The sequence below is a fragment of the Reichenbachiella sp. genome, assembly GCF_965223055.1.
Lineage (GTDB): Bacteria > Bacteroidota > Bacteroidia > Cytophagales > Cyclobacteriaceae > Reichenbachiella.
On record NZ_CBDCVM010000011.1, the window covers coordinates 174,074 to 186,818 of the forward strand.

The 12,745-nt window shown below is 40.3% G+C and carries 11 protein-coding genes and 1 riboswitch; of the genes, 5 read left to right on the top strand and 6 right to left on the bottom strand.

Annotated elements, in window-relative coordinates; genetic code table 11:
* Nucleotide 1 precedes the first annotated feature (1 nt).
* From ACOQO5_RS11825 to sufB, 4 genes are read right to left on the bottom strand one after another with little or no spacing between them, the layout of a single operon-like run.
* Nucleotides 2-1,231, bottom strand: a complete 1,230-nt coding sequence (locus ACOQO5_RS11825) for a SufS family cysteine desulfurase (protein WP_420581887.1) — start codon at nucleotides 1,229-1,231, stop codon at nucleotides 2-4.
* Nucleotides 1,232-1,236: 5 nt separating this feature from the next.
* On the bottom strand, nucleotides 1,237-2,547 hold the full coding sequence (sufD, locus tag ACOQO5_RS11830) for a Fe-S cluster assembly protein SufD (protein ID WP_420581888.1): 1,311 nt from the start codon (nucleotides 2,545-2,547) through the stop codon (nucleotides 1,237-1,239).
* 2 nt (nucleotides 2,548-2,549) lie between these two features.
* Nucleotides 2,550-3,305, bottom strand: coding sequence for a Fe-S cluster assembly ATPase SufC (sufC, locus tag ACOQO5_RS11835; protein WP_420581889.1), 756 nt, complete (start codon nucleotides 3,303-3,305; stop codon nucleotides 2,550-2,552).
* Nucleotides 3,306-3,349: 44 nt separating this feature from the next.
* Nucleotides 3,350-4,795, bottom strand: a complete 1,446-nt coding sequence (sufB, locus tag ACOQO5_RS11840; RefSeq protein WP_420581890.1) for a Fe-S cluster assembly protein SufB — start codon at nucleotides 4,793-4,795, stop codon at nucleotides 3,350-3,352.
* A 158-nt stretch (nucleotides 4,796-4,953) separates the two neighbouring features.
* On the opposite strand from sufB, the gene ACOQO5_RS11845 reads away from it, so the two are divergent.
* The 5 genes from ACOQO5_RS11845 to ACOQO5_RS11865 all read left to right on the top strand — a co-directional run bounded on the left by ACOQO5_RS11845 (nucleotide 4,954) and on the right by ACOQO5_RS11865 (nucleotide 10,628).
* Nucleotides 4,954-5,763, top strand: coding sequence for a VOC family protein (locus ACOQO5_RS11845; protein ID WP_420581891.1), 810 nt, complete (start codon nucleotides 4,954-4,956; stop codon nucleotides 5,761-5,763).
* A gap of 87 nt (nucleotides 5,764-5,850) precedes the next feature.
* A riboswitch (SAM riboswitch) is annotated at nucleotides 5,851-5,966 on the top strand.
* A gap of 301 nt (nucleotides 5,967-6,267) precedes the next feature.
* Nucleotides 6,268-7,440, top strand: a complete 1,173-nt coding sequence (locus ACOQO5_RS11850; RefSeq protein WP_420581892.1) for a trans-sulfuration enzyme family protein — start codon at nucleotides 6,268-6,270, stop codon at nucleotides 7,438-7,440.
* A gap of 2 nt (nucleotides 7,441-7,442) precedes the next feature.
* On the top strand, nucleotides 7,443-8,618 hold the full coding sequence (locus tag ACOQO5_RS11855; protein ID WP_420581893.1) for a homoserine dehydrogenase: 1,176 nt from the start codon (nucleotides 7,443-7,445) through the stop codon (nucleotides 8,616-8,618).
* A gap of 154 nt (nucleotides 8,619-8,772) precedes the next feature.
* On the top strand, nucleotides 8,773-9,390 hold the full coding sequence (locus tag ACOQO5_RS11860) for a PAS domain S-box protein (RefSeq protein ID WP_420581894.1): 618 nt from the start codon (nucleotides 8,773-8,775) through the stop codon (nucleotides 9,388-9,390).
* A gap of 80 nt (nucleotides 9,391-9,470) precedes the next feature.
* A complete protein-coding gene (locus ACOQO5_RS11865) occupies nucleotides 9,471-10,628 on the top strand; it encodes a tol-pal system protein YbgF (RefSeq protein WP_420581895.1) in 1,158 nt (385 codons plus the stop codon).
* Here ACOQO5_RS11865 and ACOQO5_RS11870 read toward each other — a convergent pair.
* Nucleotides 10,623-11,699: a glycosyltransferase family 4 protein gene (locus ACOQO5_RS11870; RefSeq protein WP_420581896.1), complete on the bottom strand. Its 1,077-nt coding sequence runs from the start codon at nucleotides 11,697-11,699 to the stop codon at nucleotides 10,623-10,625. The two genes, ACOQO5_RS11865 and ACOQO5_RS11870, sit on opposite strands and share 6 nt — an antisense overlap.
* Nucleotides 11,700-11,706: 7 nt before the next feature.
* Complete coding sequence (locus tag ACOQO5_RS11875; RefSeq protein WP_420581897.1) at nucleotides 11,707-12,702, bottom strand: NAD-dependent epimerase/dehydratase family protein; 996 nt, start codon at nucleotides 12,700-12,702, stop codon at nucleotides 11,707-11,709.
* Between the last annotated feature and the right edge of the window lie 43 nt (nucleotides 12,703-12,745).

Genomic DNA, 12,745 nt, shown 5'->3' on the forward strand with positions numbered 1-12,745 from the left:
CTTATTTAAACATCTTGATCACCGCTTTGAGCGATTCCACAAAATATTTGATTTCTTCTTTTGTATTGTAAACAGAGAAAGAGGCTCTTACCGTTCCTTCGATGTTGAAAAACTCCATCAAAGGCTGTGCACAATGGTGACCAGTTCTTACTGCAATCCCTCTAGCATCCAACAATTGACCTAAGTCGAATGGATGGACACCATCAATCAAGAAAGAAATCACACTCGCTTTTTTATCTGCCGTACCGACTGGTGTAAAACCATCCACTTCATTCAATAAGTCATTGGCATAAGCCATCAACTCATCTTCGTAACTAGCGATATTCTCTTGCCCCAAATCCTCCACAAAATCAATTGCCGCTTTAAAAGCAATGACCTCGCCAATATTCGGTGTGCCTGCTTCAAACTTATAAGGAATATCGTTGAACGTGGTGCCAGAGAAACTCACGTCCTTAATCATCTCTCCTCCTCCTTGGTAGGGAGGCATGGCTTCTAGCAAATCTCTCTTACCATATAAGGCTCCTACTCCAGTTGGGCCATATACTTTGTGCGCAGAAAATGCCAGAAAATCACAGTCCAAAGCCTTCACGTCTAGCTTCACATGCGGCGCTGCCTGTGCCGCATCGATCAACACTTTTGCACCCACTTTGTGAGCTTCGACTATTATTTCCTTTACCGGGTTGATCGTACCCAGTGCATTCGAGATGTAGTTGACTGATACCAGCTTAGTTTTATCCGACAACAATTTGACATACTCATCAAAGATCAATTCGCCCTTTTCGTTGACCGGAATGACCTTGAGGGCCGCTCCTTTTTCTTCGCAGAGAATCTGCCAAGGCACAATGTTAGAGTGGTGCTCGAGTGCCGACACGATAACTTCGTCGCCTGCATTGATGAATTTTCTACCGAAAGTAGCAGCCACAAGGTTGATACCTTCCGTAGTGCCTTTAGTGAAAATAACTTCTTCAACTTCGTTGGCATTCAAAAATTTGGCTACCGCCTTTCTAGTGTCTTCAAAAGCAGTAGTGGCTCTTTCAGCCAAGGTGTGAATGCCTCTGTGTATGTTAGAATTGTCAGTATTGTAATAATGCGTCAGTGCGTCGATGACGCTCTGGGGTTTTTGCGATGTAGCGGCATTGTCGAAGTAAACCAAAGGCTTACCATTGACTTCCTGATGAAGAATTGGAAATTGTTTTCTTATTGCTTCAATATCTAGTGCTGCGTCCACCATGTTACTTATACGTTCAATCTTTCGATTACTTTGTCGGTGATTTCCATTTTCAACCAACCGAGGTTCACCTTTTCAATCACCTCAGCCACATTGGCCAATAAGATCATTGATCTTGCTTTTTCTTTTTCGATGCCTCGGGCTCTCAAATAGAAAATCGCCTCCTCGTCCAATTGGCCAGTAGTACATCCGTGCGAACACTTCACATCGTCTGCCCAAATCTCCAATTGAGGCTTGGTATTTACTACGGCATCGTCGGACAAAAGGATGTTGCCATTCGACTGAAATGCATTTGTTTTTTGCGCTTCTTGTTGCACGAAGATTTTCCCGTTGAAAACGCCACGAGACTGATCGTCCATCACGCCTTTGTACAATTCGTTGCTATTACAATTTGGTTTGCGGTGATCTACTGTTGTGTGATTATCTACATGGGTTTTACCCTTTGTCAGGTACAAGCCAAACATATTACTTTCGCATCCTTCGCCATCCACTTCAATGTGCAGGTTGTTTCTCACCACTTCGCCATCGAGCGTAAAGACATAAGAAGAGAATACACTGTCTCTTTCCTGGTACACTCTAGTATTGCCGATATACACAGCCTTGGATGACTCTTCCTGAATCTTATAGAGACTTACACGAGCATTTTGCTTGACAATATAATTTTTAGACTCATTGATAAAGGTACTCTCATTGCCAAATGACAGGTGAAAATGCACAAAGTCTGCTTGACTATTTTCATTGGCCAAGTAGATGTTTTTTATGAACCCATGATTGGCATTGCCATCATTCACAGAAATGTAATAACAAATCACAGGTGAGGCTACAACTTTACCCTTAGCAATTTGAGCCACTACACCGTCATTGGCATATACATTATTCTGAGCAGCAAAAGGATCAGAATCGTCCTTAAATAATTCATTGACATCATTTGCTGCAGCGTAGTCTTTGAGGGACTCTATTTTCAATTGTTCTTCCGGAGAAACAATAATCGAGTTCTCAGTATCGTACTTTCCATTTATGAAGAATAACACATTCGCTCCTTCGTGCTTGGCCTTGATGTCGTTGATCAAATCCTGTGGCAATTCATCGATATCAGCATACTTTGACAAGTCGAATTTCTTGCTGATCGCCTTCGTCAGTTTAGTGAATTTATACTCTTCTGCACGTGGCCCAGGAAAACCGTTGTCTTTCAGAAAATTGAGCGCTTTTTTACGATTTTCCCCCAATTGAGGAATCGCACTACCGTTCATGTTGGCAACAAATTGTGCCGCCTGATCTACCAGCTCTTGTCCAAAAATATTTTTATCCAAATCGCTCATGCTTAAGCTTCTTCTAATTCTTTGATGATCCAGTCGTAACCTCTTTCTTCTAGTTCAAGAGCCAAATCTTTAGTTCCAGACTTCACAATTCTACCTTGATACAATACATGCACAAAGTCCGGCACGATATAGTCCAGCAATCTTTGGTAGTGTGTTACAACGATGGTAGCATTATCCTCAGATTTCAAAGCATTGACTCCATTGGCTACGATTCTCAATGCATCGATATCTAAGCCTGAATCAGTCTCGTCCAATAACGCTAATTTTGGCTCTAGCATAGCCATTTGGAAGATTTCGTTTCTTTTCTTTTCTCCACCAGAAAATCCTTCATTCAACGAACGGCTCAGCAAAGACTGATCAATTTCAACCAATGCCATTTTTTCTTTCATCTTCTTCAAGAACGCCACAGCATCCAAAGGCTCTTGCCCTTTGTGCTCTCTGATTTGGTTGAGCGCAGTTTTCATGAAGTTGGTAGTTGTGACACCTGGGATCTCTACTGGATACTGGAAAGCCAAGAAGATACCTTCTCTTGCTCTTTCTTCAGCCGCAAGATCTAACAAATCCTGACCCATATACTCAACTTCACCGCCAGTCACTTCGTAATCTTCACGTCCGGCCAACACTGAAGCCAAGGTACTCTTACCGGATCCATTAGGTCCCATAATAGCATGTACCTCACCAGGTTTTACTTCTAAGTTAATTCCCTTGAGAATTTCCTTCTCTTCTACTCGTGCCTGTAAATTTTTTATCTTAAGCATTGCTGCAAATTTTATTTCTTATTGAATGAATTAGTAAATGGAGATTATCCAACGGATCCCTCAAGAGTAAGTGCCAAAAGCTTCTGAGCTTCTACGGCAAACTCCATTGGCAATTGATTGAGGACTTCTTTGGCGTAACCGTTGACGATCAATGCCACAGCATTTTCTTCATCGATTCCTCGCTGAGTACAGTAGAAGATTTGATCTTCTCCTATCTTGGAGGTGGTCGCCTCGTGCTCTACATGAGCTGAAGAATTCTCAATATCAATGTATGGGAAGGTATGCGCTCCACATAGATTGCCTACTAACAAAGAATCACATTGTGAGTGATTTCTTGCATTTTCGGCTCTTTTAGAAACCTGCACCTGACCTCTATAGCTGTTTTGCGAATGACCAGCAGATATACCTTTGGATACAATTCTAGACTTGGTGTTTTTCCCCAAGTGAATCATTTTCGTACCCGTATCTGCTTGCTGGTAATTATTGGTTACCGCAACAGAATAAAATTCTCCAACAGAATAGTCTCCTTTCAGAATGCAAGATGGGTACTTCCATGTCACTGCGGAACCCGTTTCTACCTGAGTCCAGGATATTTTAGAATGATCACCTGCACAGATTCCTCGCTTAGTAACGAAGTTGTAGATACCGCCTTTACCATCCTTATCACCAGGATACCAATTTTGAACGGTAGAGTATTTTACTTCTGCATCTTTGTGCGCTACGATTTCTACTACCGCGGCGTGCAACTGATTTTCATCACGCATCGGAGCTGTACAGCCTTCCAAGTAGCTCACATATGATCCTTCGTCCGCCACGATCAATGTTCTCTCAAACTGACCCGTATTAGCCGCATTGATTCTGAAGTATGTAGACAATTCCATCGGGCATCTTACGCCTTTCGGGATGTAACAAAATGATCCATCAGAAAACACAGCTGAGTTCAAAGCTGAAAAGTAATTGTCAGATTTTGGAACTACAGAACCTATGTATTTCTTGATCAACTCTGGATGTTCTTTTACCGCCTCGCTGAACGAACAGAAAATAATACCGAGCTTGCCTAATGTATCTTTGAAAGTAGTGGCAACAGAAACGGAGTCAATTACGGCATCAACTGCCACTCCAGTCAGTCTCTTTTGCTCAGTCAGTGATATACCGAGCTTTTCGAATGTCTCCAACAATTCCGGATCTACATCTTCAAGACTTTCAGGTGTCTTTTTCTGCTTTGGAGCAGAATAGTACTTAATGTCCTGATAGTCCACTTTCGGATATTTCACATTAGCCCAGTTGGGTTCCTTCATGGCTTGCCATTTAGCAAACGCGTCCAATCGCCACTCCAACAACCACTCTGGCTCGTTTTTCTTTTTTGAAATGAATCGAACAATGTCCTCATTCAATCCCTTGGGCGCTTCATCTGCTTCCAAGTCAACTGACCATCCATGTTCGTATTCTTTTGAGGTGAATTCCTCTAATATTTGATCATCTTTACTCATCCGAGAATAGAATAATTTAGACTCATTTTAAATAGGCTCAAAATTACTACGATTAATCGAGTATGTCGATTCATGTCTATAATTTTTTTTGAAACAGATATAGACGCTGCCTATATCATTAGATTTATCTTACTTTGACAAAGACTATCAGCATAAATATGACTCTAGATTCTCGGAAAAACATTTTTCTTCTACTGACATTCATTCTAAGCACCTTCATTAATCAGCTAGCTGCTCAAGAAAAAAGTACTGACTTTCAACTCAGTGGAGCAACGATTATCGCTCGTGATGTAAAGTTGTCTGCTACATGGTACAGGAAATATCTGGATATAGCTATTAAAGAATACAAACCACAGCAGCATGTAAAGATGCAAACCGGTGATTTCAACCTTTTGATCAAACAAGGCAAAAACATCATGCTCAAAAGTCAGATTAAATTCCCCAAGGGGAAAAAATACGTGAATGGCATAACCAAAATTGGTTTTTCGACAAACAAATTCGAAGAAGTCAGAGAAAAATTGCAGGCCTCCAATCAGAAGTTAATCGAAGATGTGACTGAAGACAAAAACCTTGACATGAGTTTTTTCCTCACGGTTGATCCAGACGGAAATCAGGTACAAATCTTTGATGAACCAAACCCTATTGATAGCGTAATCACTAAGGCGATGTTTTTCTCTATCACTTCCTCAGATTATATCAATACTATGAAATGGTATGAAGAAAATATTGACTTTACCGAAATAAAAACGGTTGACGAATCAAAAATTCACTATCAAAATTTATTGCATAAAGGAGACGTGATTTTCGAGATTATTCACCTGCCTTACGAATCATTAGAGACTACTGAATTTATGCCTTTAGGCAGAGAATTGGCCAGTTTTGATGAGTTGAAATTCAAAAGTGGAGCAGGAAAATCAAGCACTTTTGAGATGGACAACAATGCCAACAAAGTGAGGTGGAAGCGTTAACTTTCGGAAAAATAATTTTCAATTTTTCTTGCACAAGAAAAAAACTAGCCCATATCTTTGTGGCACGTTCTAAATAATTTATTGGATGACTTATCAAGAAAGGTGGAGGGATTTGGCCCTATGAAACCTTAGCAACCCTAGTTGGAAACAACAGAAGGTGCTAACTCCAATCTCTGACGATTGCTGTCAGAGAGAGATAAGCGGAATGGATAGACTCAATATCAAAAAAATATACGATGTCCTTTCTAGCTTGTCTGGAAAGGACATTTTTTTTGTCCATGCCAGACAATGGATCCTTGAAAAGTCTCCTTGTAAACTTTAACCCAGTTTATGCATTAGGAACTTTATTCCGAGGCTTAATACCTGCAAATCAGACACTGCGTTTCGTTTTAATCAGTCACCATAGCGCTGCTATGCTTTCTTCTTAAAACTTCCTGATTTATTGGTCTAAAGTCTCTCATGACAAAGTCCTCATACACAATCTGGGTTCTAAAAAATAAAGACATGCAAGAGACAACAGAAATTTTACACAGCATCCTGTCAGACCCATTGACAGGCGCACTCTCAACTCCGATTTATCAGACTTCTACGTTTGTACAAGATGCTCCAGGTGTTAACAAAGGCTTCGACTACAGTAGATCCAATAACCCCACAAGGCAAGTACTAGAGGAAACTATCGCCAGGCTAGAAAATGGAGCAGGTGGATTTGCATTCGCTAGTGGATTGGCCGCAGTGGATGCTGTAATCAAACTTTGCCAGGCTGGAGACGAGATTGTGGCTGTAGATGACATCTACGGCGGCACCTTTCGTTCATTCGAAAAACTATACAAGAAATTTGGGATCACGGTGCATTACACAGACACCACTGATCCGGAAAATATTATCGACAACATTACCCCTAATACCAAACTGATCTGGTTGGAAACTCCAACCAACCCTACCCTAAAAATCACAGACATCGCAACCATTTCGAAGATCGCACATTCGAATGGTTGCCTTGTTGTGGTTGACAATACTTTTGCGAGTCCAATTTTACAAAAACCTTTGGATTTAGGTGCTGACATCGTGTTGCACAGTGCCACCAAATATATCGCAGGACACTCAGATGTGATTGCAGGCTTGGTAGCTGTAAAAACCAAAGAATTAGCTGATGAGATCAAATTCATTCAGAATGCGACCGGAAGCATCCTAGGGCCATGGGACAGCTGGCTAACTATTCGTGGTATTCAAACCCTTGGACTTAGGGTGGAAAAACAATGCAGAAATGCAGAAATCATCGCTGAATATCTGCTTAATAAGCACGAACTACAAATCGTGAACTATCCAGGGCTGAAGCAACACCCAAATCATGCGTTAGCTACAAAACAACAAAAATATTATGGAGCAGTGGTCTCATTTGCTTTCAAAGAAGACTCCAAAGAGAAAGCTTCTGAATTTGTGACCAACACCTGTTTGTTTAAGCTGGCGGAAAGTCTTGGTGGTGTAAAAAGTCTTTGCTGTCATCCGGCCACCATGACACACAAGGGAACGCCAGACGATATCCGAAGAGCTGCAGGCATCAATGATTCACTAGTTAGATTGTCTATCGGTACAGAAGACCCTTCTGACCTAATTCAAGACTTAGAAGAGGCCTTTGAAAAAATTAAAACAAAAGAAAATAACGCTGTATTAGCATAAGAATGAAAAACCTCAAACTAGGCATTTTCGGCTTCGGCTGTGTTGGACAAGGACTGTACCACGTACTCCAACAATCCAACTCCATTAATTCAGAGATTGTAAAAATCTGTATCAAGGACCTGAATAAACCCAGATCCTTAGATATATCCTACTTCACGGACAACAAGGATGAATTGCTACAAAACGATGAAATAGATGTGATCGTGGAATTGATTGATGATGCAGATGCCGCATTAGAGATCGTAACCACCGCCATGAATAATGGAAAGTCGGTAGTTTCAGCCAACAAGAAAATGATCGCCGAACACCTGGAGGAGCTTCTCGAATTACAGGAAAAGAACAAAGTCTCTTTCCTCTATGAAGCATCCTGTTGTGCTAGTATTCCAATCATTCGGAATTTAGAAGAATATTACGACAACGATTTGCTTTCATCCTTGGAGGGCATTTTTAATGGTTCAACCAATTTTATTCTTTCCAAGCTCTTAGGTGGAGGACAAACCTACGATGAGGTTTTAAAGGAAGCTCAAGATTTAGGCTTTGCGGAAAGCGATCCCACCCTTGACGTAGAAGGTATTGACCCTAAATACAAGCTCTGCATATTACTTTTTCATGCTTTTGGGCTCGTCGCCAAACCGGAAGACGTATTCAACTATGGCATTTCCAAAATCAATGATTTTGACATTGACTATGCGCATAAACATGGCTACTCCATCAAGTTGATTTCGAAATGCAGGCGCGAGGGTGATAAAATTGAGGCTTATTGCTTACCTACTTTTATCCCTAATGGCGCAGTACTCTCGCAAACCAACAACGAATACAATGCCGTAGTGCTGGAAAGTGCCTTTTCGGAAAGTCAACTTCTATACGGAAAGGGTGCAGGAGACAAGCCTACGGGCTCTGCAGTACTATCAGACATTTCGGCCTTGAATCACGACTATAAGTATGAGTATAAGAAAAGAGTCAAAAACAAGAATAAATTCGAACTATGTGAGGATTTTGATTTGAGACTCTACGTTAGATATAATGGTACTTCACCCAATATTGAGGACTTCGATTCTATTGAAGAAAAATACTATAGCGAACAAGGAAATTTTCTAGTAGGCAAGATCAAATTAAAGAATTTAAAAAATTCTAGCTGGCTCAAAGAGGCGAGCATCAATACTATCGTGTTAAACTAGCATCACCCAAAGATTTCATAATTGAGAACCTGAACCCTATTGGCAGCCGGCTAGTAGGGTTCTCTTTTTTTTAACAGCATCTTATAAAAATAATCTGTTTTCAGACTGATTTTTTCATCTCATATTAATAAATTTTCAGGCCTAACCATCAGCAATGAGAGAGAAAACAGAGCGACTGCAGGAAACGCTGCAGCTATTAGAAGCTATTCAAGACAGTACTACTGTTGCCAACCTGGTGGTGGCAGCAGACTATAGCATTGTCTCTTTCAATCGTCGTTTCAGGGAATTTTTATTAAAATATTGGTCACACGAAGTCTCTATTGGCGAAATCAGTACCAATTTCGTTCATCCTGACAATATGGGAGATTTCAAGCGGGAATTCAATCTTGCACTAAACGGGAGAGTAATAAACGGCGAGCATCATTTTACGACTAAGAGTGGCAGGAGTATGTGGATTGCGGTAGAATACCATCCCGTAAAGGAGCTTCTCAATTGTGGAAACAAGGTTGCCTTATCTTTTAGAAATGTTACTCGAGAAAAGTTATACGAGAAGAAAATAACTCAACAAAATAAAAAACTAAAAGAGGTTGCTTTTGTTTCCGCACATCAATTACGAGGCCCGATCACCTCGCTCCTGGGTTTGACCAACCTATTATCTGATAAACCCGACGACTGGTCCAACACCCAACTTTACATTCAAAAGATTCAGGAGCTCTCATATAAGATTGATAATGAAATTAGAAGTTTAGTAGGAAAAACAGAAGAAATTTAAATCCGTATCTAAAGTCTTCTAGGTATTTGTTCAGCATGTATTAGCTTTATGCTGAAAGAAAATTTTCATTCAAGAATTTGATGCGAACACTCTTATTTATTGCTGTCATCCTCGTCTTTGAATTGAATGCTCAGGCGAACCCGAACGATAGCATTCCTGTGTTGCTCACCGATACTGAAATTCAAATCGAGTGTACGGAAGGCATCAATAGCATGTACAATTTCGACTTCAAAAGAGCTGATTCTCAATTTCGGTGGCTCAAGGGCAAATATGGCTGGCATCCTCTTCCCTATTTTTTATTAGGACTGAGCCAATGGTGGCGCATCGTACCGAATATTCAGGACGAACAGTATGATTCTGCGATGATCGCCTATATGGATAGCACCATACTGGTGGCAGAAAATATCCTGGCCCATGGCAGTGAAGTGGAAGGTGGTTTTTTTCTGTCGGCTGCTTATGCATTCAAAGGACGATTGTATGCAGAAAGACACTCGTGGCGAAAAGCGGCTACTGCCGGTAAACATGCCATGAAGTATTTGGACTACTGCCGAAACCATGAAGAATTTGGCCCTGAGATCCTTTTCGGTGATGCATTGTATAATTACTATTCTGTTTGGATCCCAGAAAACTATCCTATCCTCAAACCGATCATGATGTTCTTTAGAGATGGAGATAAAGAATTAGGACTTGAACAACTAAAAGAGGTAGCCAACAACGCTTTTTTCACTAGAACGGAGGCCCAATACTTCCTCATGAGAATCATGGCCAATGAAGAAAATAATCGCCGTGCGGCACTGTTTACCTCAGAGTATTTGTACCGAACTTTTCCTAACAATGCCTATTTTCATAGATTCTATGCGCGTTTGTTGTATTCTACTGGGCAACACTCCAAAGCAGAAGAAGTTTCGCTTTCCATCATTGCCAAAATTGATAGCAGCTATTTAGGCTATGAACAAAACAGTGGACGTTATGCCGCATTTTTTTTAGGTGAAATCAATGCTCACAGAGACGAGGTGGAGGAAGCTGAAAAATACTATAGGTTGTGCGTGAAATATGGAGATGAAATTGGCGCACAAGAAAAGGGATATTACTTATACTCTGTACTTAATTTAGGCCGATACGCTGCCGGACGAGGAGAAACGGAGTATGCCAAGGAGCAATTCAAAAAAGTAAAGAAGCTTGCTAATAAAAAAGATCGGACCTATGATCTGGCCAAGGACTATTTGAAGGGATTATGAAATCAACCTATTAATAAGCTCAAGGTATTTAGATTGGTTTGCCAAAACAGAATATTTCTTCTCAACCGTATTTCGACCTGCCTGTCCCAATTTCAGTCTCAATTCTTCCGATTCGATTAACATAGAAAGCTTATCGACCCACTCATTAGTATTGCTTGCCAAAAAACCATTCTTTCCATCATTTACAATATCAGCATTGACTCCGACCGGAGACATTATAGTTGGAATTTTTAAAGCCATATACTGTAACCCTTTCAATCCACATTTACCTTTAGACCACTCATCATCTGGAAGAGGCATAATACCAATATCTATTTTCGCCAATTCTCTAATTTCATCCTCTTTAGACCAAGCCAACCCTATGATACCCAGCTTTTCGTTGCGATAATCCCCATCTCCAATAAGCTTAAACTGGACACTTTTTCCATATTTTTCTTGAATTTTTTCTAGTGCAGGAATTGCACTTTCAAAATGTTTGACCGTAGAAAAACTACCACTCCACCCAATAATGACAGCCTCATTTTTTGACCTATTCGGCTGATATTCTATTGTGTCTATTGTGGTTGGTACAATCTCTACATTCTCATTAAATTGACGGGCATACTTTGCCAAGTACTCATTCCCCGCGAAAACCAAATCAGACAACCGGATCAGTTTGGAAGTCTTTCCAGCGTCCTTAAGCCATGCCAGTTTTTTGTTCACTGGCGAATCGTCTTGCAACCAAATTGAGTCATCAAAATCAAAGATCATTTGATTTCCTCTTTTCTTTAGCATTCGCTCAAAAAAAGTGGCACCTGTCATAAACCCTTCTCTTTGAACAAAAACGATATCGAAATTTGAAGCACGAATTACATCATAACCCCTTTTGAGCACACCTTTACCTAAAATCCAAAGCTTCCTAAGATAGGAACCTGAAGCATAAAAATATTTGTCATCAGAGGCTGAAATCAAAGAGGATAGCTCACATTTAAATCCATGATACTCTAAATATTCAAAGTATTGTTCAAATCTGAAACGCTGTGAAGGAGACCTGTCTCGTCGATGCGCAGCTATAAAAAGTATTTTTTTCACCTATTTCTTAATCCTCTAACCACACGGGTGGTAGTTTTTCTGTAATTTCAATATTTTTGAACTTCTCACTTGATTTAACACCTTCGGTTTTTGCCCAATCTACCATCTTACGGATTCCCTTTTCCAGTGAGGTAAATGAGTCAATACCAAATACTCTTTTTGCTTTTTCATGACTAGCATAGGCGTGTACTACTTCATTCCGAGCCTCCAAATGCCTAAGTTCTGCGGTAGATCCCATTGCCTTAAGTACCACATTAGCCAATTCCTTCACCTTAAATTCTTGATCAGCGCCTATATTAAAGACTTCACCATACGCTTCCTTTATATTTATACAATTAGCAATATAAGGTGCTACATCCCCAATGTAACTAAATGCTCTTGACTGCTCTCCATCTCCAAATACAGTCAGAGGGTTGCCCTGCATGATTTGATTCATGAATATGCCTACCACATTCCGATATTTATCTCCTATGTTTTGATACTCACCATATACATTATGAGGCCTGAATATAATATAATCCAAATCGAACATTTCTTTGGTCACCCGTAAATCATGTTCAATAGCCAGTTTGGCAATTCCATAAGGATCTTCCGGAACTGGTATCATATTTTCAGTCATCGGAGGCTCCAATCCTCCATACACAGCAATAGACGAAGTAAAAACAAAACATTTCACTTTGTGCTTGACAGATTCATTAATCAAATTGACACTACCTATCAGGTTGTTGTTGTAATTAAATCGCTTGATAAAGTGACTTAGTCCCTCTGCAGCATAAGCAGCCAGATGGTAGACATAGTCTATCTCATTTTCATAAAATATTTTTTCCAGCAATTCATGATCGACAATCGTCCCTTTTATGAAAGTTGCACCGGGGGCTAAATAGCTTTCATTTCCGCCACTTAAATCATCTAAAACAATCACTTTATGTCCTAGACTTATCAGCTCTCTGCTCACATGCGCACCTATAAAACCTGCACCGCCAGTTACCAATGAAGTACTCATACTATTATTTCTGTTAAGCCTCAAAAATAGTTAAGATGATATA